General features: G+C 72.3%; 19 protein-coding genes and 1 tRNA gene. 9 read left to right on the top strand and 11 right to left on the bottom strand.

Features of this window, described 5'->3' with window-relative positions:
* Positions 1 to 145: 145 nt before the first annotated feature.
* Positions 146 to 961 (bottom strand): DUF5324 family protein, encoded by an 816-nt coding sequence (locus tag AB0O82_RS33450; protein ID WP_363587970.1) that lies wholly within the window; start codon positions 959 to 961, stop codon positions 146 to 148.
* A 193-nt stretch (positions 962 to 1,154) separates the two neighbouring features.
* Between AB0O82_RS33450 and AB0O82_RS33455 the strand changes: the two genes are divergently transcribed.
* Positions 1,155 to 2,000, top strand: coding sequence for a rhomboid family intramembrane serine protease (locus tag AB0O82_RS33455; protein WP_363587972.1), 846 nt, complete (start codon positions 1,155 to 1,157; stop codon positions 1,998 to 2,000).
* A gap of 334 nt (positions 2,001 to 2,334) precedes the next feature.
* On the opposite strand, the gene crgA is transcribed toward AB0O82_RS33455, so the two are convergent.
* Positions 2,335 to 2,583 (bottom strand): cell division protein CrgA, encoded by a 249-nt coding sequence (crgA, locus tag AB0O82_RS33460; protein ID WP_350876761.1) that lies wholly within the window; start codon positions 2,581 to 2,583, stop codon positions 2,335 to 2,337.
* Positions 2,584 to 2,758: 175 nt separating this feature from the next.
* Between crgA and AB0O82_RS33465 the strand changes: the two genes are divergently transcribed.
* The 5 genes from AB0O82_RS33465 (at position 2,759) to AB0O82_RS33485 (ending at position 6,484) form a co-directional block, all read left to right on the top strand.
* Entirely contained in the window at positions 2,759 to 3,517 is a 759-nt protein-coding gene (locus AB0O82_RS33465; protein WP_363588012.1) for a DUF881 domain-containing protein, read from the top strand.
* Positions 3,518 to 3,586: 69 nt separating this feature from the next.
* Positions 3,587 to 3,766 (top strand): hypothetical protein, encoded by a 180-nt coding sequence (locus tag AB0O82_RS33470; RefSeq protein ID WP_363587974.1) that lies wholly within the window; start codon positions 3,587 to 3,589, stop codon positions 3,764 to 3,766.
* A 63-nt stretch (positions 3,767 to 3,829) separates the two neighbouring features.
* The gene (locus tag AB0O82_RS33475) at positions 3,830 to 4,501 is read left to right on the top strand and encodes an aminodeoxychorismate/anthranilate synthase component II (protein ID WP_063348449.1); all 672 of its coding nucleotides are present in this window, start codon (positions 3,830 to 3,832) and stop codon (positions 4,499 to 4,501) included.
* Between the two features lie 5 nt (positions 4,502 to 4,506).
* Positions 4,507 to 5,643, top strand: a complete 1,137-nt coding sequence (locus tag AB0O82_RS33480; RefSeq protein WP_363587976.1) for a class E sortase — start codon at positions 4,507 to 4,509, stop codon at positions 5,641 to 5,643.
* 37 nt (positions 5,644 to 5,680) lie between these two features.
* On the top strand, positions 5,681 to 6,484 hold the full coding sequence (locus AB0O82_RS33485) for a class E sortase (RefSeq protein ID WP_363587978.1): 804 nt from the start codon (positions 5,681 to 5,683) through the stop codon (positions 6,482 to 6,484).
* A gap of 232 nt (positions 6,485 to 6,716) precedes the next feature.
* Here the strand turns inward: AB0O82_RS33485 and pknB are convergent, their stop codons facing one another.
* The 6 genes from pknB to AB0O82_RS33515 form a co-directional block, all read right to left on the bottom strand.
* The gene (pknB, locus tag AB0O82_RS33490) at positions 6,717 to 8,855 is read right to left on the bottom strand and encodes a Stk1 family PASTA domain-containing Ser/Thr kinase (protein ID WP_363587980.1); all 2,139 of its coding nucleotides are present in this window, start codon (positions 8,853 to 8,855) and stop codon (positions 6,717 to 6,719) included.
* A 260-nt stretch (positions 8,856 to 9,115) separates the two neighbouring features.
* Entirely contained in the window at positions 9,116 to 10,573 is a 1,458-nt protein-coding gene (locus AB0O82_RS33495) for a penicillin-binding transpeptidase domain-containing protein (protein WP_363587982.1), read from the bottom strand.
* On the bottom strand, positions 10,570 to 11,946 hold the full coding sequence (locus AB0O82_RS33500; protein ID WP_363588014.1) for an FtsW/RodA/SpoVE family cell cycle protein: 1,377 nt from the start codon (positions 11,944 to 11,946) through the stop codon (positions 10,570 to 10,572). Before AB0O82_RS33500 ends, AB0O82_RS33495 begins: the two co-directional genes overlap by 4 nt.
* Positions 11,947 to 12,106: 160 nt before the next feature.
* Positions 12,107 to 13,726, bottom strand: coding sequence for a protein phosphatase 2C domain-containing protein (locus tag AB0O82_RS33505; RefSeq protein ID WP_363587984.1), 1,620 nt, complete (start codon positions 13,724 to 13,726; stop codon positions 12,107 to 12,109).
* Between the two features lie 53 nt (positions 13,727 to 13,779).
* The gene (locus AB0O82_RS33510; protein ID WP_363587986.1) at positions 13,780 to 14,319 is read right to left on the bottom strand and encodes an FHA domain-containing protein; all 540 of its coding nucleotides are present in this window, start codon (positions 14,317 to 14,319) and stop codon (positions 13,780 to 13,782) included.
* A 46-nt stretch (positions 14,320 to 14,365) separates the two neighbouring features.
* A complete protein-coding gene (locus tag AB0O82_RS33515; RefSeq protein ID WP_363587988.1) occupies positions 14,366 to 15,223 on the bottom strand; it encodes a DUF3662 and FHA domain-containing protein in 858 nt (285 codons plus the stop codon).
* Positions 15,224 to 15,641: 418 nt separating this feature from the next.
* On the opposite strand from AB0O82_RS33515, the gene AB0O82_RS33520 reads away from it, so the two are divergent.
* Positions 15,642 to 15,725 (top strand) — tRNA-Leu (locus tag AB0O82_RS33520).
* Positions 15,726 to 15,776: 51 nt separating this feature from the next.
* Here AB0O82_RS33520 and AB0O82_RS33525 read toward each other — a convergent pair.
* Entirely contained in the window at positions 15,777 to 16,925 is a 1,149-nt protein-coding gene (locus AB0O82_RS33525) for a histidine kinase (protein ID WP_363587990.1), read from the bottom strand.
* Positions 16,922 to 17,593 (bottom strand): response regulator transcription factor, encoded by a 672-nt coding sequence (locus AB0O82_RS33530; RefSeq protein WP_363588016.1) that lies wholly within the window; start codon positions 17,591 to 17,593, stop codon positions 16,922 to 16,924. Before AB0O82_RS33530 ends, AB0O82_RS33525 begins: the two co-directional genes overlap by 4 nt.
* Before the next feature lie 381 nt (positions 17,594 to 17,974).
* Here AB0O82_RS33530 and AB0O82_RS33535 point away from each other — a divergent pair, with 381 nt between their 5' ends.
* The gene (locus AB0O82_RS33535) at positions 17,975 to 19,744 is read left to right on the top strand and encodes a phosphatidylglycerol lysyltransferase domain-containing protein (RefSeq protein WP_363588018.1); all 1,770 of its coding nucleotides are present in this window, start codon (positions 17,975 to 17,977) and stop codon (positions 19,742 to 19,744) included.
* 172 nt (positions 19,745 to 19,916) lie between these two features.
* Positions 19,917 to 20,714, top strand: a complete 798-nt coding sequence (locus AB0O82_RS33540; protein ID WP_363587992.1) for a hypothetical protein — start codon at positions 19,917 to 19,919, stop codon at positions 20,712 to 20,714.
* Positions 20,715 to 20,751: 37 nt separating this feature from the next.
* Here AB0O82_RS33540 and AB0O82_RS33545 read toward each other — a convergent pair whose 3' ends face one another.
* On the bottom strand, positions 20,752 to 23,574 hold the full coding sequence (locus AB0O82_RS33545) for a SpoIIE family protein phosphatase (protein WP_363587994.1): 2,823 nt from the start codon (positions 23,572 to 23,574) through the stop codon (positions 20,752 to 20,754).
* Between the last annotated feature and the right edge of the window lie 291 nt (positions 23,575 to 23,865).

Genomic DNA, 23,865 nt, shown 5'->3' on the forward strand with positions numbered 1-23,865 from the left:
GTTCTTTTTTCACAAACCCTATCCCACACCCCCCCCCCGCCTCGGTCACGCCGTGCGGCCGCTGACCTGAATCCCGGTCAGCGGCCGATCGGCGTTTCCGCGTCCTCAGGGCGTGTCCGACACGCCCTGAGGGCCGGGCGACGGGTCAGTGCGGCCCGCGCGGGTCGTGCGGCCTGGGGTGGTCGCCGTCGCCGTCGCCGTCGCCGTCGTTGTCGGGCCGGCCGGGCGGCGGAGCGGGCTCGGTGGCCGCGTCCCCGGCCCGGGGCCCGGCGGGAGCGGCCGGGGCGCTCTGCGGGGCGCCGGCCGCGTCGACCGGCCCGGGGGTCGTCGCGCCGGCGGCGTGCGCCCCGGCGGGTTGGTCGGCCCGGTCGGTCGGGGGTTCGACCAGCCACTCCGGGTTGCTGTGCCGGCGCCACCACTGCCAGGCCACGATCCCGCCGCCGATCGCCAGCGCACCGGCCACGGCGAGGCCGGTGGCCAGGCCGTTGCACCGCTTCCTCCGGGCGTTGCGGGCGGCGAGGTGGCTGATCTCGGCCGAGGTGACGTTACCGTGCAGCGCGGTCAGCGCGGCGGCGCCCCGGGTCTGGGCCTCCTGGGCGACCGGGGTGACGGCGGCGCGGGCCTCCTCGACGGCCTGGGCGACCCTGGGGCCGACCGTGGAGCGGGCCTGGTCGGCGGCGCGGGCGGCGGAGAGCCGGGCCGCCAGAGCGGCCTCCTGGGCGCGGTGGAAGGCCTTCAGGGCGTTCTGCTGGGCTTCGGGCGGCAGACTGGCGAAGGCGTGACCGAACTGCGGGGCGATGTGCCGGTCGTACTGGACGCGGAGGCTCTGGGCGGCCTGGGCGGCTTTCGGCCCGAAGGTGTCCAGGGCCGGGCCGAGGCGCTGCTTGGCGCCGTCCGCGAGGTGCGCGGCGGTGTCCCGGGTCTTGGTGGCCGTCTCACGAGCCGAGTCCGAAAAGGTCACGAGTCTCTCCTCCTGGGTGGCGTCCTTTATGCACATATCCACCTGAATGCTGATCATGCATGCTGATTTGTCCACCGGCATGTCGGAGTGGGCCGTACGCGGGGTGCGGAAGGAGTCGGGGAGCGGGCCCGATGTCGGATCCGCCGCAGTAGGCTGGCGATTTCGGCGTCCCGTACGGGAGGGGAAGAACCTCATGCTGACCGGCTGCTACCGGCATCCGCAGACGGCCACCGGCGTCTCCTGCACCCGCTGCGAGCGGGCGATCTGCCCGCAGTGCATGGTGACCGCCTCGGTGGGCTTCCAGTGCCCGGAGTGCGTCGGCGGCGGGCACGCCGGGACGCGGCGGGCGACCACCCGGTTCGGCGGGGCGATCGCCCAGGACGGCGGGCTGGTCACCAGGGTGCTGATCGGCATCAACGTGGTCGTCTTCGTGCTGGCCGCCTACGTGCTCACGCCGCGGCTGGGCCAGGTCTGGGAGCTGTACAGCGCCGGGCGGGCCATCCTGGGCGGTCCGGACGGTGTCGCCGCCGGGCCCTCCCAGTGGTACCGGCTGCTGACCTCGGTGTTCCTGCACCTGCAGTGGTGGCACATCGGGATGAACATGGTGGTCCTGTACTGGCTCGGTCCCGCACTGGAGACGGCGCTCGGCCGGCTGCGCTTCCTGGCCCTCTACCTGCTCTCCGGCCTGGGAGGCAGCACCCTGGCCTTCCTGATCGACGGCAACGCGCTGCGGTCGGTGGGGGCCTCGGGCGCGATCTTCGGGCTGATCGGCGCCACGGTGGTGATGCAGCTGCGGAACCGGGGCCCGCTCGGCCCGGTGATGGCGTTCCTGGTCTTCAACCTGGTCGTCACCTTCTCGCGGACGAACATCGACTGGCGGGCGCACATCGGCGGCCTGGTGGTGGGCGCGCTGACGGCGGCCGGTCTGATGTACGCCCCGCGCGAGCGCCGCGGCCTGGTCCAGGGGCTGGCGTTGGCGGGGTCGCTGGCCGTGGTGGCGGCGATGCTGATGATCGGGATGGCCCGCTACGGCGCGTGACGCCGAGGGCGTTTGTCCACAGCGGGTGCGGGGTTGTGCACAGGCTGTGTGCCGCCCGGGGTGTGGACTGCTGTTCTACGCGTGTCCTGCTGTGCGGTTTTCCCACTTTCGGGAAGTTGTGCACAGCTGTGGAAAGCCCCCGGCCGAAAAGTTATCCACAGGCTGGGGAGACTTTTCCCCAGTGTGGATAACCATGTGGATAAGCAGGACAGTCTGATGATGGGGATAACCGACCGGTTTCCCGCCCGTGTCCGGGCATGCCTGACCGCCGCCCGGCACCAGCGGTCCGAAGCGGCGGAGGTGGCTCGACCGGAGCCTCAGGAGGAGCGGGAGGTCACTTCCACTGGGTGGAGACGCCGAACCCCGCGGCGATGAAGCCGAAACCGACCAGGATGTTCCAGTTCCGCCAGCTCTCGACCGGGTAGCTGCCGCTGGTCACGTAATAGGTGACGATCCAGACCAGGCCGATCAGGAACAGTGCCAGCATCAGCGGTGCGACCCAACTGCGGCCCGAACTGATCTTCACCGCGGCCGTGGTCGGCGGGGTGTAGTCGGACTTCTTGCGGAGTCGAGACTTCGGCACGAGGAGCTCTCCTGTCGATGCGCTGTGAGACCGCGCAGAGGTGCAGCGGGGGTCGGTCGGCCGGTGACGGGCGGTGCGGAACGCACGGGACCGTTCCCGCACGCGCCACCGGCGTCCGTTAGCGTAGTGGCTCGGTGGGTCTTAAGGAGATAAGGGTACGGTGCCTAATTTGTCGATTCCCCCTCGGCCGACCACTACCCGCCGCTCCGGCACCCGAATTGTCGGGCGTGCCCTGACCTGTGCGGTCTTCGCGCTCGCCGGACTGCTCTTCTACATCAGCGCGCAGACCGCCCGCGGCACCGACCTGCGGACGGACAACTCGCTGCTGAGCCTCGGCGACGTGATACGCCAGCGCAGCTCGCAGAACCAGCAGGCCCAGGCCCAGCTGGCCGACCTCCAGGCCCGCGCGCAGGAGCTCACCGGGCAGCAGGGCGGCAACCCCGCCGACGCCGCCCGGCTGGACGGCCTGCGGCTCGGCGCGGCCCTGGAGCCGCTGCAGGGCGGCGGCCTGACCGTCACCCTCAACGACGCCCCGCCGAACGCCACCGCCCGCATCCCGGGCGTCCCCGAGCCCGGCGTCAACGACCTGGTCATCCACCAGCAGGACATCCAGGCCGTGGTCAACGCGCTGTGGCGGGGCGGCGCCGAGGGCGTGCAGGTGATGGACCAGCGGCTGATCTCCACCAGCGCCGTCCGCTGCGTCGGCAACACCCTGCTGCTCCAGGGCCGGGTCTACTCGCCGCCGTACGTGGTCCGGGCGGTCGGCCGCACCGATGCGCTGAAGGCCGCCGTCGACGGCGACCCGACGATCCGCAACTACCTCCAGTACGTCCAGGCGTACGGACTCGGCTGGAAGGTCCAGGAGAGCGGTGATCTGAACCTCCCCGGATACTCCGGCACCACCGAGCTGCGGTCGGCGGGCGGGCAGCAGTAGCGGACCGGCCCCGCGGTCGTTGATCCCGGGTCTACTCTTGACCCCAGTCCGCTACGTCGAGGGAGCACCATGTACGGCTGGATCTGGCGTCACCTCCCGGGAAACACCCTGGTCCGCGCCGTCATCTCGCTGCTCCTCATCGTGGGGATCGTCTATCTCCTCTTCACCTACGTCTTCCCGTGGGCGGAACCGTTGCTCCCCTTCGGTGACGTCACAGTGGACGGCGGCGAAGGTGCCGCGGCCGGCTGAACCGGCGGCCCTGCTCCTCCACCCTGCCGACCCCGCCCCGCATCCCACGGAGACCACGCGAGAATGACCACCCAGCCGACCGCGCCCCGCATCCTGGTCGTGGACAACTACGACAGCTTCGTCTTCAACCTGGTCCAGTACCTGTACCAGCTCGGTGCCACCTGCGAGGTGGTGCGCAACGACGAGGTGACCGTCGAGCACGCCGTCCGCCGGTCCGGCGGCGAGGACGACCAGGGTTTCGACGGGGTGCTGCTCTCCCCCGGGCCCGGGGCGCCGGAGGAGGCCGGGGTCTGCATCGGGATGGTGCACCACTGCGCGGGGATCGGGCTGCCGGTGTTCGGCGTCTGCCTGGGCCTGCAGTCGATCGCGGTCGCGTACGGCGCGGTGGTCGACCGGGCACCGGAACTGCTGCACGGCAAGACCTCGCCGGTCGAGCACGAGGACGGCGGGGTGTTCGAGGGACTGCCCTCGCCGCTGACCGCCACCCGGTACCACTCGCTGGCGGTCGAACCGGCCACCGTGCCGGACGAACTGGTGGTCACCGCGCGCACCGACAGCGGCGTGATCATGGGCCTGCGGCACCGCGAACTGCCCGTCGAGGGCGTGCAGTTCCACCCCGAGTCGGTGCTCACCGAGGGCGGGCACCGGATGCTCGCCAACTGGCTGGCGGAGTGCGGCTACCCGCAGGCCGTGGACCGGTCGGCCGGGCTCGCCCCGGTGATCGGCCGGGGCTGAGCGGCGTGACCGCGCTGCGTCCGGAGGGGCGTTACCAGCCGGAGGCGGGCCCGGGCGACGGACGGCCGTACGGCGGCGCGCAGTACGGCGGCGGTCCGTACGGGGACGGCCGGTACGGCGACGGGCAGCACCACGGTGACGCGGCGGCGTACCCGCAGCCGTACCCGGCGCAGCCCGGACAGGGCGCCGCCGAGGACGCCTGGGGCGTGTACGAGCAGGCCGAGCAGCCCGCCGCGTCCGGCCCCGAGTACCCCTGGCTGCCCGACCAGACGCTCCAGCTGCGCCTGCCCCTCGACATCGGCGGGCCGGCCGTGGAACCGGCCCCGCCCACCGGTGGCCGGGCCGAGCGCCGCAGGGCCGCCCAGGGCCGGACCTCCGTGCGCGCGGGCGTCGGTCGGCGCCGGGCGAGCGGCCGGGGCGCCGGGGCGAAGGCGCGGCCCAAGGAGTCCGCGGTCGTGGTGGCCGCGCGGCTCGTCGGGGAGCTGTGCATCACGCTCGGCGTGGTGATGCTGCTCTTCGTCTCGTACCAGCTCTGGTGGACCAACGTGCAGGCCGACGCGGCCGCCGACGGCGCCCGCAACCGGCTGGAGCAGCAGTTCGACGCCGCCCTGGCGCCGCCGAAGCCCGGGCAGCCGGCTCCGGACCCGGCCAAGCCGGAGTCGTTCGAGCCCGGCAAGGGCTTCGCCATCATCTACCTGCCCAAGCTGGGGCTGAAGTTCCCGATCGCCGAGGGCACCTCCAAGCCGGCGGTGCTCGACAAGGGCCTGGTCGGCCACTACACCGGCACCGGGATGCCGGCCGACAAGGCGGGCAACTTCGCGCTGGCCGCGCACCGCAACACCCACGGCGAGCCGTTCCGGTACATCAACCAGCTCGGCAAGGGCGACAAGATCGTGGTGGAGACCGCCACCTCGTACTACACGTACGAGGTCACCAGCAGCATCCCGGAGACCTCTCCCAACAACGTGAGCGTGATCAAGCCCGTCCCCAACGGCGCCGGTTACGCGGGCGCCGGCCGGTACATCACGCTGACCACCTGCACCCCGGAGTTCACCTCCAAGTTCCGCCTCATCGTCTTTGGCAAGATGACCGAGGAACGGCCGCGCAGCCAAGGCAAGCCGGCCGCGATCACGGGCGGGTGACCGCCCGGGCACCCGGCACGAAGGGGGAGCACCGGAGATGACGGACGAGACCGCGCAGTCGGCCGAGCCGCGGGAGGAGGCCTTCCCGCCGCCCGAGGCCGGCCCCGCGCCCGCCCGGCGCGGTCGCAGTCGGGCGCTGGCCGCGCTCGGCGTCTTCGGCGAGCTGCTGATCACCCTGGGACTGGTGCTCGGCCTGTTCGTGGCCTACTCGCTGTGGTGGACCAACGTCGAGGCCGACCGCTCGGCGGCTGCGGCCTCCGACCGGCTGCGCGACACCTGGGCCGCGAGCCCGACCGGTACCCCCTCGGCGGCCCCCGGCGGGACGTCCGCCCCCGCCGCGCCGTTCGCGGCCGGGGACGCGGTCGGCTTCCTGCACGTCCCGGCGATGGGCCGGGACTACCAGGTGCTGATCCGGATGGGCACCGACAGCGACACCCTGGCCGAGGGCGTGGCGGGGGTGTACGAGCAGCCCTACCGCGCCGCGATGCCCTGGGACCAGGCCGGCAACTTCGCGCTGGCCGCCCACCGGGACGGCCACGGCGCCAAGTTCCACGACCTGGACGCGGTGCACAAGGGCGCCGCGGTCGTCGTCGAGACCAAGGACAAGTGGTACGTCTACCGGGTCGACAGCACCCTGCCGGAGACGTCCAAGTACGACACCGGCATCGTCGCGCCCGTCCCGGTCGGCTCCGGCTACACCGGCCCCGGCCGGTACATCACGCTGACCACCTGCACGCCGGTGTACACCTCGCGCTACCGGATGGCGGTCTGGGGGAGCCTGGTGCGGGTGGACGACGTGGACGCCAAGCGCACCCCGCCGCCGGAGCTGCGTCAGCCCTGAGCCCGCCGGCCGCTGCTGAGGTCCGGCTGCTGCGGCCTGGAACCCGCGGTCCGGTTGCGGTAGCCCGGCACCGAGAACGCCCGGCATCGAGAACGCCCGGTACCGAGAACGCCCGGTACCGAGAACGCCCGGTACCGAGAACGCCCGAGGGCCCGTCGCAACCGCTGCGACGGGCCCTCGGGCGTACGGCCGGACAACTCCCACCAAGCCTCAGATCCAGGGGAACCAGGGCTTAGTTGTTGTTCCCCCCTTTGGTGTTGGAGGGTGAGGGGGAGAGGGGGTCACCCCCTTTGGGCGGATCGGCCGGCTTCGTGATGAGCATCACCTGGGTGTTCGGGTCCAGCTGGGTGCCGGCGGCCGGGTTGGTGCTCACCACGATGGCGTTCGGGTCCGACGGACCGGACACCACCGTGTAGAGCAGCCCGACCTTGCTCAGCTGCGAGATGGCGTCCGACAGCTTGACGTTCTGCAGCGGCGGGACCTGGGGCTTGTCCTGCATCTTGAAGATCGTCAGCGTGATCTTCGTGTTGGCCGGAACCTTGGTGTTGGCCTGGACCGACTGCGCGGCGACGGTGTTCGCCTTGCTCTGGTCGGTGGTCTGCACCGTCTTCGAGGCGTCGACCTGGAAGCCCAGGCCCTCCAGCTGGGCCTGCGCCACCTCCTTCTGCGCGCCGCCCACGTTCGGCACGGTCACCTTCGACTTGCCCTGCGAGACGGTCAGCTTGACCGGCGCGGTCGGGTCGCCGGCGGTGCCCGCCGCCGGGTCCTGGGCGGTGACGTTCTCCTGCGGAGCGGTGTCGTCGTCCTTGTACTCGGTGGTGACGTTGGTGAAGCCGGCGTCGCCGAGCGCCTTGGTCGCCTGGTCCTTGGTCTTGCCGACCACGTTCGGCAGGGGGGCCTTGGCCGGGCCGGAGGAGAGCTGCACGGTGATGGTGCTGTTCTCCGCGACCTGGCCGCCGACGGCCGGGTTCTGGGTGCAGACCTGGTCCTTCTTGATGTTGGCGTCCGGGCAGGCGAGCTTGTCGCCCTCGGCCACCACGAGCTTGGGACCGGCCGCGGCCGCGGCCGTCTTGGCGTCCGCCAGGCTCTTGCCGACCAGGTTCGGCACGGCGACCTTCGGGGTCTCCGTGGTGCCGCCGCCGTTGCCGTTGAACATGGCCTGGGCCACGAAGAAGGTGCCGACCAGGACCAGCACGGCGGCGACCGCCAGCACGATCCAGGAGGTGTTGCTCTTCTTCGGCGGCTGCTCGCCGCGCCGGCCGCCGTCCCGGCCGTAGCCGTCGTCGTGGCCGCCGCCCGCCGGGCCGTCGGCGTAGGCCTGGCCGTAGCCGTCGTCCTGGTAGCCGCCCTGCGGGCCGTAGCCGGGCTGCGCGCCGGCCTGCGGCAGGACGGTGGTCGGGCCGCCGCCGGGCTGCTGCGGCAGCACGTTGGTCTGGCCGTACGGGTCGTGCTGCTGCGGGTAGCCGTTCTGGTCGTAGCCGTACCCGGCGCCCATGCCGTACGCGGCGGCCTGCTGGGCGGCGGCCACCGGCAGGCCGTCGAGGAAGCGCTCGATGTCGTCGCGCATCTCGTCGGCGCTCTGGTAGCGGTAGTCGCGCTCCTTGGCGAGCGCCTTCAGCACGATCGCGTCGATCTCGGGGCGGACCTCGGGATCGAAGACGGACGGCGGCTGCGCCTCCTCCCGGACGTGCTGGTAGGCCACCGCGACCGGGGAGTCGCCGACGAACGGCGGGCGGACGGTCAGCAGTTCGTAGAGCAGGCAGCCGGTGGAGTAGAGGTCGGAGCGGGCGTCGACCTGCTCGCCCTTGGCCTGCTCGGGGGAGAGGTACTGGGCGGTGCCGATGACGGCCGAGGTCTGGGTCATGGTCATCCCGGCGTCGCCCATCGCGCGGGCGATGCCGAAGTCCATGACCTTGACGTTGCCCTGCCGGGTCAGCATCACGTTGGCCGGCTTGATGTCGCGGTGCACGATGCCGGCGCGGTGCGAGTACTCCAGCGCTTGCAGGATGCCGATGGTCATCTCCAGCGCGCGCTCGGGCAGCAGCCGTCGGCCGGAGTGCAGCAGCTCGCGCAGGGTGGACCCCTCGACGTACTCCATCACGATGTACGGGATGGAGATGTTGTCGATGTAGTCCTCGCCGGTGTCGTACACGGCGACGATCGCGGGGTGGTTCAGGGACGCCGCGGACTGCGCCTCGCGGCGGAAGCGGGCCTGGAACGACGGATCCCGGGCCATGTCGGCCCGGAGCGTCTTCACTGCGACGGAACGGCCGAGCCGGGTGTCATGGGCGAGGTACACCTCGGCCATGCCGCCGCGTCCGAGGACGCCGCCGAGCTCGTACCTGCCGCCTAGGCGACGAGGCTCTTCCATAGTTCCGACCCTCTCCCTCACCTGCCGGCGAGGTTGTGACGTAGGTGTCCCCGCACGCTCTGGGTGACGCCGAGCGGGTCTCGACCGGTTCTCCGGCCGGGCCGTGCGCCGTCTCGCGGGCGGCAACGGGCACACCCGCTGCTGGCGGATACGCTACCGGTCGCACCGCATCGGACCGGAGTCGGCCGTCGGCCGATATCAGACCGGTATACCGGACGGGGTGTCGATCGTGACTTTCCACTCACGGCCGGGCCTCCTCCTCACTTGCCGAGGACGGCCTGCATCACCGCCTTGGCGATCGGGGCGGCCAGCCGGCCGCCGCTGATGCCGTCGCGATTGTTGGAGCCGTCCTCGACCACGACCGCGACCGCGACGGACTGGCCGTCGGTGGTCTTGGCCCAGGAGGTGAACCAGGCGAACGGCAGCCCGGCGTTGTCCTCGCCGTGCTGCGCGGTACCGGTCTTGCCGCCGACCTGGAGGCCGGGGATCTTGGCGTTCTTGCCGGTGCCGTTCTCCACCACCGAGACCATCAGGTCCTGCATCTTCTGCGCGGTGGCCGGGCTCATCGCCTGGGAGAACTGCTTCTCGGTGTGCTTGGAGATGGTGGTCAGCGAGGCCGAGCGCTCCTGGTCGACCAGGTACGGCTGCATCAGGCTGCCGTTGTTGGCGATCGCGGCGGACACCATGGCCATCTGCAGCGGGGTGGCGCGGGTGTCGTGCTGGCCGATCGAGTCCTGCGCGGTGCCGTCCAGGCTCGCGCTGTTCGGGAAGATGCTCTTCTCGGAACGGACCGGGGTGTCGATGGTGCTGTTGAAGCCGAACTTCTCGGCCTGCGCCCGCATCTTGTCCTTGCCGAGGTCCGCGCCCATCTTGGCGTAGACCGTGTTGCAGGACTGGTCCATCCCCGACTTGACCGTGGCGTTCCCGCACTTCTCGAGCGGCGACTCGTTGTTCAGCACCGTCTGGGTGCCCGGCAGGGTGTACGGGTCCGGCGTCGCGGTCTGGTCGTCGATGTTCTGGTACAGGCCGTTCTCGAACGCGGCGGTCGCGGTCACCAGCTTGAACGTGGAGCCGGGCGGATAGGTCTCCTTCAGCGCCCGGTTGAGCATCGGCTTGTTGGGGTCGGCGTTGAGGTCCGTCCAGGCCTTGGAGTCGCCGCTCTCGCTGCCGGCGATGGTGCCCGGGTCGTAGGACGGGGTGGAGACCAGCGCCAGGATCGCGCCGGTCTTCGGGTCGATCGCGACGGCGGCGCCCTTCTTGTCCCCCAGGCCGTCCCAGGCGGCCTTCTGGGCCTTCGCGTTGATCGTGGTGACGACGTCGCCGCCGCGCTGCTGCTCGCCGGTCAGCATGTCCAGGGTGTTGCGGAAGAACAGCCGGTCGTCGGTGCCGGAGAGGATGCCGTCCTCCAGGTTCTCCAGCTGGCTGGAGCCGAAGACCTGGGAGGAGTAGCCGGTGACCGGGGCGTACATCGGGCCGTCGACCCAGGAGCGCTTGTACTTGTAGCGCAGGCCGTTGACGAAGTCGGACTTCGTGACCGGCTGGCCGCCGACGATGATGTTGCCGCGCGGGTGCGCGTACCGGTCGTACTGCTGGCGCTTGTTGTTCTTGTTGGTGGCCCAGGCATCGGCCTGGACACCCTGCACCCAGTTGGTGCGCACCATCAGGGCCAGGATCAGGACGAGGCAGAAGATCGAGACCCGGCGGATCGGCTTGTTCATCGAGCGGGTCCTCCCTGGCCCTCGGTGGCCGGGGTCGCTTCGACCCCGGGTCGGCGGGCGCTGTCGCTGATCTTCAGCAGGATCGCGACCAGCGCCCAGTTGGCGACCACGGACGACCCGCCCTGGGCGAGGAACGGCATGGTCATACCGGTGAGCGGGATCAGCCCGGTGACCCCGCCGGCCACGACGAAGACCTGCAGCGCCATCGCCGACGAGAGCCCGACGGCGAACAGCTTGCCGAACGGGTCGCGGGCCGCGAGGGCGGTGCGCAGGCCGCGCTGCACCAGCAGGGCGTACAGCAGGAAGATCGCCATCAGGCCGGTCAGCCCGAGCTCCTCGCCGAACGAGCCCAGGATGAAGTCGCTCTTCGCGGCGAAGTTGATCAGCCAGGAGCGGCCCTGGCCGAGGCCCGAGCCGGTCACCCCGCCGGAGCCGAGCGCCATCAGCGACTGGCCGATCTGCTCGGTGGCGCCCTTCGGCGGGTGTGCTCCGAAGGCGGCCATCGGGTCGAGCCAGGCGTCGATGCGGACCTTGACGTGGCTGGTGGTCATGGCGACCGCGACCGCGCCGCCGATCGACATCAGCAGGCCGAACAGGATCCAGCTGGTCCGCTCGGTGGCGACGTAGAGCATCACCACGAACAGGCCGAAGAACAGGAAGGACGTGCCGAGGTCGTTCTCGAAGACCAGGATCAGCAGGCTGAGCAGCCAGATCACGATGATCGGGCCGAGGTCGCGCCCGCGTGGCAGGTACAGGCCCATGAAGCGGCGGCTGGCCAGTGCGAGGGCGTCGCGCTTGACCATCAGGTAGCCGGCGAAGAACACCGTCAGGATGATCTTGGCGAACTCGCCGGGCTGGATGGAGAAGCCGCCCATCCGGATCCAGATCTTGGCGCCGAAGTCCTCCGCCCGGGCCGGGAAGAAGGCCGGCGCGGCGAGCAGGACCAGCGCCGCCACCATCGAGATGTAGGTGTAGCGCTGGAGCACCCGGTGATCCTTCAGGAACACCATCACGGCGATGAACAGCCCGATCCCGAGGGCCGACCACATCAGCTGGTTCCGGGCCGCCGGGAAGTTGGCGCTCAGCAGCTTTCCGGCCTTGTCGAGCCGCCAGATCATCACCACGCCGAGACCGTTCAGCAGGGTGGCGATCGGCAGCATCAGCGGGTCCGCGTACGGTGCGAAGCGGCGCACCAGCAGGTGCGCGACCAGCGCCAGCGCGCCCATGCCGAGTCCGTAGCCGACCATGCCGCTCGGCAGCGTGGAGTCCATCGCGAGCCCCACGTTGGCGTACGCGAGGATCGGCAGCACGACGGCGAAGGCCAGCAGGGCCAGCTCGGTGTTGCGCCGGTTCGGCGCGCCCTGGAGGGAGATGGTGGTGTTGGCCCGGCGCCGGGTGGCGGCGCGGTCGGTGGCCGTCCGGCGCCTGCCGGCCCGGCCGGTGTCGTCGCTCAGGTCGTAGGTGCTCACGTGGTGACCGCTCCCTGACGGCCGGCTGCCCCGCTCGGGGCGGGCCTATGTCGGATCACGGAGGTCACTGCTTCGGGCAGGAGTCGGCCCGGCTGCGCTCCTCCTCGGTCAGCCCGGACAGGTCGCCCGACGGGCCGGTGTTCGGCGCGGCGGCGTTCGGCGCCGGGGCGGACGTGCTCGGGGCGGACGTGCTCGGGGCGGTCGGGGTCGGGGTCGCCGGGGTCGGGGACGTGGGAGCCGCCGGGGGGCGGGTCTTCTCCCCCGGGGTGGGCGTGACGGCCAGGAACGCGGCGTGGGTGGCCTGCGCCGCCTGGGTGGCCGGAACGGTCCGGGCGTCGGCGACCTTCTTGCAGAGCTTGACCCAGCCGTCGAGCTCCTGGACGGTCGCGGTGGCGGCGCCCAGGCTGTCGGCCGCGATGGTCTTGTTGAGGTGCTCGGCCTGGTCCTGCGGCAGGTACTTGAGCTCGACGTCCTTGTACGCGGTGTGCACCGAGGACAGGCTCAGGCCGGCCAGGTTCTGGTTGATGCCCTGGTAGACCGCGACGTGGTCGCCCTGCTTGCCGACGTAGTACTGGTCCTGGGTCCACTGGTAGCCGAAGAACCCGGCACCACCGAGCAGACCGAGGGTGACCAGGACGGCCACCGAGACGGTGAGGCCCTTGCGCTTGCGCTTCGCGGGCGGCTCCTCGTCGAACTCCTCGGCGCCGTACACCGAGGGCTCGCCGGAGCCGTAGCCGTACTCGCCCTCGTAGCCCTCGGCGGGGCCGAAGCCGCCCTGGGCGGCGTCGTAGCCCTCGGCCGGGCCGAAGGCGCCCTGCGGGGCGCGGCCGAGGCCGGCGGCGCGGCCGGCCGGGGTGTCGGCGATCGAGCGGTCCGCGGCGGCCGAGGACGGCGGGGTGTCGGCGACCGCGCCGACCACCACCGGCACGTCGTTGTACTGGCCGCTCGTGGTGTCCGTGGCACCGACGTCGATGACGTCCGCCACGATGCAGGTGATGTTGTCCGGACCGCCGCCGCGCAGCGCGAGCTGGATCAGCTCCTGCACGGTCTGCTCGGGCGAGTAGTAGCTGCCGAGGGTGTCCTGGAGGGTCTGGTGGCTGACCGGGCCGGAGAGGCCGTCGGAGCAGATCAGGTAGCGGTCGCCGGCGCGGACCTCGCGGATCGACAGGTCGGGCTCGACCTGGCCGCGGCCGTCGAGCGCCCGCATCAGCAGCGAGCGCTGCGGGTGGGTCTCGGCCTCCTCCGGCGTGATCCGGCCCTCGTCGACCAGGCGCTGCACCCAGGTGTGGTCCTGGGTGATCTGCACCAGCGAGCCGTCGCGCAGCAGGTAGGCGCGGGAGTCGCCGACGTGCACCATGCCCATCCGCTGGCCGGTCCAGAGCATGGCGGTCAGCGTGCAGCCCATGCCCTCCAGCTGCGGGTCCTCCTCGACCATCTGCCGGAGCCGGTCGTTGGCGCCCTGGACGGCGTCGCCCAGCAGGGTCAGCAGGTCGGCGCCCGGCACGTCCTCGTCCAGTCGGACGATCGAGCCGAGCACCTCGGAGGACGCGACCTCGCCGGCCGCGGCGCCGCCCATGCCGTCGGCCACGGCCAGCAGCCGCGGCCCGGCGTAGCCGGAGTCCTCGTTCCCCTCCCGGATCAGTCCCTTGTGGGAGCCGGCGGCGAAGCGCAGCACCAGGGTCATGCGACCTGTGCCCCCCTCTGGGTCATGGACGGGATGCTGTCCCTCATGCGCTACTACTTCCGCAGTTCGATGACGGTCCTGCCGATACGGATCGGCATGCCCGGCTGGAGCGGGGTGGGCGCGGTCAGGCGCTGCCGGTCCAGATAGGTGCCGTTGGTGGAGCCTAGATCCTCGACCGTCCACTGCCCAGTCTGATCCGGATAGATCCTGGCATGCCGGGAGGACGCGTAGTCGTCGTCCAGCACGATGGTGGAGTCGTGCGCGCGGCCCAGGGTGATGGTCTGGCCCTGGAGCGCCACGGTGGTGCCGGCCAGCGAGCCCTGCACCACCACGAGCTGGGTCGGGGCGCCGCGACGGCGGCCGCCGCCCTGGGTCTGGCCCGCCGCTCCGGCGGCCGGGGCCTGTGCGGCGCGCCCGGCGGCCGGAGCGGCGGCGGCGCCGCCCGGAGCGGCGTTGGCACCACGACGGGAGGAGCGGGGGTTCACCTTGGTCCCGAACAGGTCGCTGCGGATCACCTGGATCGCGACGATGACGAACAGCCACAGCACGGCCAGGAAGCCCAGCCGCATGACCGTGAGGGTCAGTTCTGACATGGCCGGCCCGCCTGTCGGTGAGCGAGGCGCGCGAACAACTCGGACACTACCCTTCGACCTGTCGGTAGACGATGGTGGTGGAGCCCACGACGATGCGGGAGCCGTCGCGGAGCGTAGCGCGCTGGGTGTGCTGTCCGTCCACCACGATGCCGTTGGTGGATCCCAGGTCGAGAACCATCGAAGGGGTGCCGGGGCGGATCTCGGCGTGCTTGCGGGAGACCCCGGGGTCGTCGATCCGCACGTCCGCCTCGGTCGAGCGGCCGAGCACGCAGGCCGCGCCGGTGATCTGGTGGCGGGCGCCGTTCACCTCGATCCAGCGGCGGACCGAGGCGCCGTGGCCGGCGCCGGGGAAGGCGCGGACGTTGCCGCCGGACGTCGCGGGCGGGCCCGGGGGCATCGCCGGGGGCGCGGCCGGCGGCGGGGGCGCGCCGTACTGGCCGGCGCCGGTCTGCTGCCACGGTGCGCCGGGGGCCGGCGCAGCCGGCTGGCGGTCGTAGCCGGACTGCTGCGGGGCGTACTGCTGGGGCTCCTCGGCCGCCAGAGTGCGGCTGCGCACCCGGTACAGGCCGGTGTCCAGGTCGTCGGCCTTCTCCAGGTTCACCTGGAGCGGGCCCATGAAGCTGTACCGCTGGGCCTCCGCGTACTCGCGGACCATGCCGGCCAGCTCGGCGCCCAGCTGCCCGGAGTAGGGGCTGAGCCGCTCGTGGTCGTGCGGGCTCAGCTCGACGATGAAGTCGTTCGGCACGACGGTGCGGTCGCGGTTCCAGATGCTCGCGTTGTTGTCGCACTCGCGCTGCAGCGCACCGGCGATCTCCACGGGCTGGACCTCGGACTTGAACACCTTGGCGAAGGTGCCGTTGACGAGACCCTCAAGCCGCTGTTCGAACTTCTTCAGCACTCCCATGGGACACCCCCTTCCAGGGTTCGTTCGCCTGCCTGCCGACCGGATCCCGCCGGGAGTCGGTCGTGCCTACTTGCGGTACTTCCGTACTGATCGTATCCACGCCGGGCCCTTCCGTACGGTTCCCGGACAGCGTGGTGCCCGGGGGTGGGCTCGGACACACAGGGTGACGCATACCGGGTACGGCACGCCAGGTGTGCCCGCCCGGATGGGCTCCCGTCACTCGCTCGCCCGTTCGTCGTGCATCCGTTCGGATGCGCTTCGTCCCGCCGGAGAACGGATTCGGAGCGGCCCCCCGGGTCGTGCTACTGTTTTCCACGTCGGAAGGGCCGCCCACCAGGGAGGCCGGTCCAAGGGAACGCGAAGACCACATGGTACCGAGCGGTTCGGAAGATCGGTCGGCAACGAAGACGACACCCATGCGCGGGTGGCGGAATAGGCAGACGCGCTGGATTCAGGTTCCAGTGCCCGAAAGGGCGTGGGGGTTCAACTCCCCCCTCGCGCACAGCGAAGCCCCGCAGATCTACGGATCTGCGGGGCTTTCTCGTTGTCCCGGTCAGGAACGGGTGGCGGGCAGCTCGGCGCGGACCTCGAAGCCGCCGTCCTGGGTGGGGCCGGCGCTGAGCGAGCCGCCCAGCAACTGCGCGCGCTCGCGCAGGCCGACCAGGCCGTGGCCGCCGCCCGGCAGGATCTCGTCCGGGTGGACCGGGGGCGCGTCGTTGCGCACCTCGACCCGCAGTCGGCGCCCCTTCGCCCGGACCTTCACGTGCACCGCCGCCTCCGGGGCGTACTTGGTGATGTTGGTGAGCGCCTCCTGGACGGTGCGGTAGGCGGCCCGCTCGACCGCCTCCGGCCACGGGCGGTCACCGGGGTTCAGTTCGGTGTCGGCGGCCAGCCCGCTCTCCGCGATCAGCCGGGGCAGGTCGGCCAGCCGGGGCTGCGGGGCGAGCGGGGCGTCCGGGCGCGGGCTCGCGGTGCTGCGCAGCACCCCGACCATCTGGCGCAGCTCGTCGAGGGTGCGGACGGCCAGTTCGCGGATGGTGCGGGCGGTGGCCGCGGCGGCCGGGTCGCCGGTGCTCACCTGGAGCGCGCCGGCCTGGATGCTGATCAGGCTGACCTGGTGCGAGACCACGTCGTGCATCTCCCGGGCGAGCCGGCCGCGCTCGCTGATCAGCACCCGTTCGGCGAGCAGCCGGCTCTCCCGCTCCTGGCCGCGGGTCAGCTCGTCGAGCCGGGCGGCCAGCTCCCGCCGGGTGCGGGCGAGCAGCCCGGTGGCGGCCGGGCCGGCGGCCAGCATCACCGACTGGATGGCGTAGAGCGCGGTGTCCCGGCTGAGTTCGAGGGTCTGTTCGGACAGCGGCCAGTGGAAGAACTCGACCAGCGTGAACAGGGTCGCGCAGGGGATGACGATCCGCGGGCGGGGGCGCTCGGCGGCCACCGTGTAGACGGCGGTGATCGGGGCCAGCCAGATGTCGTCGACGTAGCTGCCGGGCATGGTGAGCAGCAGCGCCGCCACCGGGAAGCGGCGGCGCCAGAGCAGGGCGACGGCGGCCAGCGTGGAGAGCGCGATCTGCCACCACGGGGAGTTCCGGGCCACCAGGGCGGCGTCCAGGAGGGAGTAGAGGGCGGGCAGCAGCAGCATCAGCCAGGGGGCGGTGCACCAGCCCGGGAGCCGTCTGGACGGCAGCTGTTCGGTGGCCGTCATGCCCCGTCGCCGGGTTTCGGCCGGACCAGCCCGGCCCGGTGGGCGAGCACCGCCGCCTGGACCCGGTTGGCCGCGCCGAGCTTGCCGAGGATCGCGCTGATGTGGTCCTTGACGGTGCCGGTGCCGAGGAAGAGCCGGTCGGCGATCTCGGCGTTGGACAGTCCCTCGCCGAGCAGGGCCAGCACGTCGAGCTCCCGGCCGGTGAGGGTGCGGGCGAGCGAGGTGGCCTCGGCGTCCGGGCCGCCGCCGTCCACGTAGCCGCCGATCACGGTGCGGGTCACGGTCGGGGACAGGATGTTGCCGCCGGCCGCGAGCACCCGGACGGCGTGGACCAGCTGCTCGGGGGCGGTGTCCTTGAGCAGGAAGCCGGCGGCGCCGGCCCGCAGCGCGGTGCCGATGTACTCGTCGCTGTCGAAGGTGGTGAGCATCGCCACGGCGGGCGGGTCCGGCAGGGCGCGCAGCCGGCGCAGCACCGAGATGCCGTCGAGGTCCGGCATCCGGATGTCGAGGAGCACCACGTGCGGGCGCAGGCGCTGGACGTGCTCCTCGGCCTGGCCGCCGGAGCAGTCGCCGACGACGTCCAGGTCGGGGGCGGAGCCGACGATGAGGCCCAGGCCGGAGCGGACCAGGATCTCGTCGTCCACGATCAGCACGCGGGTGTCGGTGATGGTGCCTCCTCGGTTCTGGCGGCCGGGGTCGGGCGGTCCGCGCGGGTCGTTTCGAGGGTAGGGGTAGCCGGGGTGGGGCGCCGAACGGATGGCGGTCCTCACCCCCGCCACATGGCGGGGGTCGGAATCCGCTACCCGGTTCACGCAATTCTCAGGCCGGGTGGGGAACCATGGAGTTGGCTGCCCTTTGTCGGCCTGCTCCATTCAGTGGGCGCCCGGTCGAGGTGAGGGCCGCCGGTCAGTCCGTCGGGCCCCCTGCGGGCACCCGTCGCCGGGCCGTGTGCGGATGCGCCCCACCATCTGATCGTTTGGAATTGAGCTGTGTCGTCCACTGTGAAGTCGGAGCCTTCCGCCACGTCCACCGGGCCCCGGCCCGTCGGCGTGCTCGACCGCTGGCGCCCGCGGGCCGCCGCCGTCTCCGTGTGGTACCTCCGGCTGCTGGCGCTGCTGAACGTGGCGACGGTGCTGCTGGTGCCGTGGGGGAACCAGGTCAACGAGCACAACGAGGGTGAGTACTTCACCCCGTACCTGATGACCTCGGGTCTGGCCAGCGCGGTGCTGGCGGTCTTCCTGGCCATCGCGATGCGGCGGCGCAAGCGGGCCGCCTGGATCTTCAACGCGGCCCTGGCCAGCATGTTCGCGGTGCTGTACCTGCTGGCCATGGTGATGCCCGGCGAGCGGTTCAAGGACCACCCGCTCAACTACATCTCCACCGTGCTGACCTGCCTGTTCGTCCTGGCGCTGGTCATCGGGCGGAAGGACTTCACGTCCAAGGGCGACCGCTCCAACCCGAAGACCGCGGCGGCCACCTTCGTCGGCGGGCTGCTGTTCGGCGGGGTCGTCGGCGCGCTGCTGGTCTGGGCGACCAACGGGCTCGGCGGCGCGGGCTTCTGGGACCTCTTCCGCTACTCCGTCGGCCGGATGATCACGATCAACCCCTCGGAGCACCTGCGCTCGGTGATCTCCTCGCCGACCTGGGTCAACGCGGCGATCAACGCGATGGGCGCGGTGCTCTTCCTGCTGGTGCTCTACGTGGCCTTCCGCAGCCCGCGCGGCAAGGAGCTGCTGAACCCCGAGGACGAGGCGAAGCTGCGCTCGCTGCTGGACAAGCAGGGCGAGCGGGACTCGCTCGGCTACTTCGCGCTGCGCCGGGACAAGGCGGTGATCTTCTCCCCCAGCGGCAAGGCGGCGGTGACCTACCGGGTGATCGGCGGGGTCTCGCTGGCCTCGGGCGACCCGATCGGCGACCCGGAGGCCTGGCCGGGCGCGATCGACTCCTGGCTGGCCGAGGCCCGCGAGCACGCCTGGGCGCCGGCCGTGATGGGCGCCTCCGAGGAGGCCGGCGTGATCTACGCCCGGCACGGGCTGGACGCGCTGGAGCTGGGCGACGAGGCGATCGTCGAGCTGGACGAGTTCTCGCTGGACGGCCGGGCGATGCGGGTGGTCCGCCAGGCGTACAACCGGGTCAAGCGGGCCGGGTACACGGTGCGGATCCGCCGGCACGAGGACATCCCCGAGTGCGAGATGGCCGAACTGGTGGCCAAGGCCGACCAGTGGCGCGACGGGGCGACCGAGCGCGGCTTCTCGATGGCGCTCGGCCGGCTCGGCGACCCGGGCGACGGCCGCTGCGTGATGCTGGAGTGCCACGACGGCGACGGTGAGCTCAAGGCACTGCTGAGCTTCGTCCCGTGGGGCCCGGACGGGCTCTCGCTGGACCTGATGCGCCGGGCCCGGGACACCGAGAACGGCCTGATGGAGTTCATGGTCATCGAGCTGCTGCAGCGTGCCGAGGAGGTCGGGCTGAAGCGGGTGTCGCTGAACTTCGCGATGTTCCGCTCGGTCTTCGAGCGCGGTTCGCGGCTCGGGGCCGGCCCGGTGCTGCGGTTGTGGCGTTCCGTCCTGGGCTTCTTCTCGCGCTGGTGGCAGATCGAGTCGCTGTACCGCGCGAACGCCAAGTACCGGCCGATCTGGGAGCCCCGCTACCTGCTGTTCGAGAAGAGCAGCGAGATCCCGCGGATCGGCATCGCCAGCGCGCGGGCCGAGGGCTTCATCGTCGCGCCGAGCCTGCCCGCCCTGTTCCGCCGCCGGCACTCCGGGGCCGCCGTGGTGGCGCCCCGGCTCCCGGTCGCGGCGCGGGACGGGAAGGGGTAGCCCTCCGCCGGGGGGCGGAGGGGACCGGGCGGTCGGATAGGGGGTGACGTCAGGGATATCCCTCCCCCCAGAGGATGACCCTGATCCGCATCTATGCCGATGTGGATTTGTTAAGAGGCTTCTAATGTGGGAGTAGCTCAGAAAGTTCGGGGATTCGGGAGTAACGGTTGTGATGGACAGGACCCACGCGGGGGGCGTGCGGGAGGGGTCGCTGGCACTGGCCAGATCGGCCGCTGTCGCCGAGTGGGGGACGTTGTACGCGACGGTGCGGGACGCGGTGGTGCGCAAGAAGTTCGCCGCCGTTCCGATGGCCACGGCGGCGACGTTTCTGATCCTCCTGTTCAGCATCACCCAGCACCTGCCGGGCGGTGAGCACTTCGTCAACCGCATCGGGGTGGTGAAGGCGGCGTTGCCGCTGGACGTCTCGCTGCTGCGGACCCCGCTCTCGCTGTACGTGCCGGCGCTGGACCTGCCGGTCTGGGGCGCGCTGGCCCAGGTGTTCGTGGTCTTCGGCGTCGCCGAGATCGTGCTCGGCCGGCGGATGACCCTGGTGGTGGCCTACACCTGCACCCTGGCGGGCACGCTGTTCGCCCGGATCGGCGTGGCGCTCGGCCCGGGCCACCTGTTCGGCTTCCCGAAGTGGGTCGCCTACGTGCGGGACACCGGGCCGTCGGCCGCGGTGGTGGCGCTGGCGATCTGCATCGCGTTCCGCTGCCGGGCCTGGTTCACCGCCGGCCTGGTGGTGGTCATGATGGTCGGCGAGGCGGTCGTGCTGCCGAACCTCGCCGGGCTGGAGCACGTGGTCGCGGTGACCACCGCGCTGCTGCTCGCCGTCTCGGTCGAGGTGTTCGGGGACTTCTGGCCGCGGGTGCTGGCCGGGGTCGGGGCCGCCACCTCGGTGGCCGCGGCCGCGTCGCGGGAGGTCGCGGTGGAGGCCCGGCGGCGCCCGGCGGGCGCGCTCGTCCCCTGATCCACACACCGTCTGACGGCCGTCGGGCAGCCGGCCGTCAGGCGTGCGGCAGGGGGAGTTCGAACCAGACCACCTTGCCGACCGCCTTGCGGGCGGTGCCCCAGCGTTCGGCGAGCTTGGTCACCAGGGTGAGACCGCGGCCGGTCTCGCCCAACTGTTCGGCCGGTTCCAGCGACGGCAGGTTGTGGTTGTCGTCGCTGACCTCCACCAGCAGCTTGTCCACCCGGATCAGCTGGAGCTGGACGCGGTCCCGGGCCACCCGGACGGCGTTCGTGACCAGCTCGCTGACCAGCAGCTCGGTGATGTCGCTGAGCGCCTCCAGGTGCCAGCCGGCCAGCTGCTCGCGGACCAGCGAGCGGGCCCGGCGCACCTCGCGGTGGTCCACCCTGAGGTCCCAGGTGGCCACCTCGGACGGGGCGACCCCGTCGAAGCGGGCCACCAGCAGGGCGACGTCGTCCTTCCGGTCGTCCGAGTGCAGCCGCTTGAGCACCACGTCGCAGGCCTGCTCGGGGCTCTGCAGTGGGTCGATCAGATTGCCGCAGAGCGCTGCCAGGCCCGCTCCTATGTCGCCGCCCCGGACCTCGACCAGGCCGTCGGTGCACAGCACCAGCATCGAGCCGTCCGAGACGTCGATGGTCTTGGCGACGAACGGCACCCCGCCGACCCCGATCGGCGCACCGGCCGGGATCTCCAGCAGCTCGCCGGAGCCGTCCGGGTGCACCAGCACCGGCGGGACGTGGCCGGCGCTGGCCAGCTCGCAGGTCCGGTTGATCGGGTCGTAGACCGCGTACAGGCAGGTGGCGAGGTGGTCGTCGCCGAGCTTGTGGGCCAGGTTGTCCAGGTGCCGCAGCAGCTGGCCGGGCGGCAGGTCGAGCGCGGCGAGGGTCTGCATGGCCGTCCGGAAGCGGCCCATCGCGGCCGCCGAGTGCAGGCCGTGGCCCATCACGTCGCCGACCACCAGGGCGACCCGGCTGCCGGGCAGCTGGATCGCGTCGAACCAGTCGCCGCCGACCTCGGCCTTCGGGTCGCCCGGCAGGTAGCGGTGGGCGATCTGGACGCCGGGGATCTGCGGCGGGCGGGTCGGGATCATCGAGCGCTGGAGGGTGGTGGCCACCCTGGCCTCGGCGCGGTGCAGCCGGGCGTTGTCCAGGGAGAGCGCGGCGCGGACGGCCAGCTCCTTGAGCGTGGCGGCGTCGCTCTCGTCGAAGGGGGCGCGGTCCGGCAGCCGGAGCAGCTTGAGGATGCCCAGCACGGTGCCCCGGGCGGACAGCGGCACCACCAGCATCGAGCGGCCGGAGACCACCGGGGCCAGCCGGGCCCCGCCGAGCGCGATCGCGTAGTCGACCGCGACGTCCGCGCTGATCACCGGGACCAGGACCGGCTGGTTCAGCTGCAGGGCCATCCCCGGCGGGGTGCGGCGCGGCATGCTGACCAGCGAGCCCTCGGACAGCACGTGGTCCCAGGCGCCGCCGGTCTCGTTGTAGACCAGGGCGACCCGGCGGAGCATGGTGTCGTCGTCCGGGCGGGCGGTCGGCAGCTCGGATTCGGAGATCAGCCCGTCCACCAGGTCCACGCAGGCGAAGTCGGCGACCCGGGGGACCAGCACCTGGCAGAGCTCGTGCGCGGTGAAGCCGAGGTCCAGGGTGGTGCCGACCTTGCCGCCGACCTCGTTCAGCAGCGCCAGCTGCTCGCCGGCCTGCCCGTTGGTCAGGAACGGGCTCAGCCGACCGGACTGGGCGCCCTCGGCGCCGGCGGGGGCGGAAGGGGCCCGGCCGGTGCGGCGGGGTGGACGGCCGTGGGCGGACGGTTCGGCGGCGGCCGGCTCGATGGCGGCTCCTCCTCCGGTCGGGGACGGGGCGGTCGGGGAGGGGGTGGTCGGGGCCGGGGTGGTCGGTGGGACGCCTGCCGGGGCGCCGGCGGCGCCGGACGGCTGGGCGGCCGCGGACCGCTCGGCGGTCTCGCGCTGGGCCGGCAGCGGGCCGGTCGGCCGCCCCCGGACCGTCCGGGCCGGGGGCGCGGACTGCTCGGGCTGCGGCGGCGGGCCGACCCGGGCGGCGCGCTGCTGGGCGGTCGGGTAGCGGCGGCCGAGTCCGGCGGCGGCGTGCGCGGCGGCGGCCTGCGGGTCGGCGGGCAGGACCGGCAGCACGGTGGCCGGGTCCAGCCGCAGAGCGGGCAGACCGGCCTGGTCCAGCACGTCGAGCAGCAGCGCCCGGCGGTCGGCCGAACCGGCCGGCAGCAGCCCGGCCAGCCGGTCGGCCGACAGCAGACCGGCGCGCAGCCGGCCGGGCGGGGTCAGGGCCGCGCCCAGCCGGTGGAAGCCGCCCCGGGCGGGCGGGGCGGCGGCGAACGGCAGCAGCCGCTCGCCGAGTGCGAGCCGGGGGCCGGCGGTGCGCAGCGGCCGGGCGTCGGCGGCGAGGGCGAGCAGGCCGCCGAACGGGTCGGGCAGCGGCCAGGCCCACCAGAGCACGTCGCGCAGGTGCTCCTCGCGGTCGATGACGGCCAGCTGGCCGGCCCAGGGGCGCCCGTCGGCGGTCAGCGCGGCCAGGGTGTCCAGGGCGTCGCAGCGGCGGCGCACGACGGACCCGGCGGCCTGGCCGGGGGCGGCGAGCGGTTCCACGGCGGGCAGCAGTCCGCTGGCCGGCCGGTCGTGGGCGACTTCGGCGCGGTGCCCGAACAGTTCCTCGGCGGCCCGGCTCCACTGGGCGATCCGTCCGGTCCGGTCGACCAGGACGAGGGCGAGCCGGACCAGGGCGGCCACGCCGGTCGGGTGGTCACCCGGTACGGCCTCGGCGCCCGCCGGACGCGGTGTGGAGTTGGACTCGGCCACCATGGATTCGGTCTGCTCCCGCCTGGCCGCCACGCCTGGAGGCGGCCGTCTCTCCGGAGGAAGGCACGCTGTGCGGAAACCCGGGGCGTGTCTTGTGGATCGTGCCGGGCTTGAGGGCGTGTCTGAACGAGTCCGCCGGGCGCCCGACGCCGCGTGCTGATCCGACGCGAATCATCAGACACGCCCTAGCGAAGCACGGACCGGCCCGGGCGTGATAGCGAAACGGGGAGATTCCTCAGGATCGGTTGCGTGCCGTGCGGCGCGCGCCGGTTCGCACTCCCCGTTCACCCGGACCGGGCCTTCGCGCGCGAGGGTAGGGTGGCA

The organism is Kitasatospora sp. NPDC088264 (assembly GCF_040685715.1).
Classification (GTDB): Bacteria; Actinomycetota; Actinomycetes; order Streptomycetales; family Streptomycetaceae; genus Kitasatospora.

Bases quoted from the DNA above. Each gene is read 5' to 3' on its own strand.
- AB0O82_RS33455 (WP_363587972.1), top strand. From the start codon at position 1,155: ATGCTGACCGGCTGCTACCGGCATCCGCAGACGGCCACCGGCGTCTCC.
- AB0O82_RS33470 (WP_363587974.1), top strand. From the start codon at position 3,587: ATGTACGGCTGGATCTGGCGTCACCTCCCGGGAAACACCCTGGTCCGC.
- AB0O82_RS33475 (WP_063348449.1), top strand. From the start codon at position 3,830: ATGACCACCCAGCCGACCGCGCCCCGCATCCTGGTCGTGGACAACTAC.
- AB0O82_RS33485 (WP_363587978.1), top strand. From the start codon at position 5,681: ATGACGGACGAGACCGCGCAGTCGGCCGAGCCGCGGGAGGAGGCCTTC.
- pknB (WP_363587980.1), bottom strand. From the start codon at position 8,855: ATGGAAGAGCCTCGTCGCCTAGGCGGCAGGTACGAGCTCGGCGGCGTC.
- AB0O82_RS33495 (WP_363587982.1), bottom strand. From the start codon at position 10,573: ATGAACAAGCCGATCCGCCGGGTCTCGATCTTCTGCCTCGTCCTGATC.
- AB0O82_RS33505 (WP_363587984.1), bottom strand. From the start codon at position 13,726: ATGACCCTGGTGCTGCGCTTCGCCGCCGGCTCCCACAAGGGACTGATC.
- AB0O82_RS33510 (WP_363587986.1), bottom strand. From the start codon at position 14,319: ATGTCAGAACTGACCCTCACGGTCATGCGGCTGGGCTTCCTGGCCGTG.
- AB0O82_RS33515 (WP_363587988.1), bottom strand. From the start codon at position 15,223: ATGGGAGTGCTGAAGAAGTTCGAACAGCGGCTTGAGGGTCTCGTCAAC.
- AB0O82_RS33525 (WP_363587990.1), bottom strand. From the start codon at position 16,925: ATGACGGCCACCGAACAGCTGCCGTCCAGACGGCTCCCGGGCTGGTGC.
- AB0O82_RS33540 (WP_363587992.1), top strand. From the start codon at position 19,917: ATGGACAGGACCCACGCGGGGGGCGTGCGGGAGGGGTCGCTGGCACTG.